Annotated in this window: 1 protein-coding gene; it reads right to left on the bottom strand. The window is 37.9% G+C overall.

Translation table 11 applies throughout. From position 1 onward, the window contains the following. The coding region (locus tag SB717_RS33585; RefSeq protein WP_486360779.1) for an Alp7A family actin-like protein at positions 1 to 491 on the bottom strand (491 nt) is incomplete at both ends.

Here is a 491-nt window from a genome sequence, read left to right as displayed (position 1 = left end):
TCACCTGTATTCTCGTTTTTTAATACAAACTTTTGCTTGCTGTAGTTATCGAGAATAAATTGATCAAAGGTACGTAAGTCTGTAAATAATTCTAGAAATTTCTCTTTACGCAATTTATCAATATGCGCTAAATAAGGAATACCCTCAATGCTTTGGAATGATTCACGACTATTGGCAGCTTTCAACCCTTCGGGAAGAATAACCACATCAATGGAACCACCACCTATATCCACCATCACCGTTTCACATTCTACATATTCATTTGCATCTTCACGGTCTTGAAGAGTTAAGTCTTTTTTTAACGCAAAACGTGCACTTTCTCCCTCTTTTAAGCACGCACTTTCTTCTACTACTACCTTTAACGTATTTTCAAAACCAGGCGTATGCACAGTAAATGTATGATCGCCTAAGAAGCGATTAGCCATGGCTTTTTGAGCCGCCCCAAATGTGCTCTCTTTCTTAAGAAGCCAGATTGGTAACATGGTAGAAAA

The organism is Priestia sp. SIMBA_032, assembly GCF_046535215.1.
GTDB lineage: Bacteria > Bacillota > Bacilli > Bacillales > Bacillaceae_H > Priestia > Priestia aryabhattai.
Note: the sequence above shows the minus strand (reverse complement) of the source record. Positions and strands in the feature narration are given on the sequence as shown.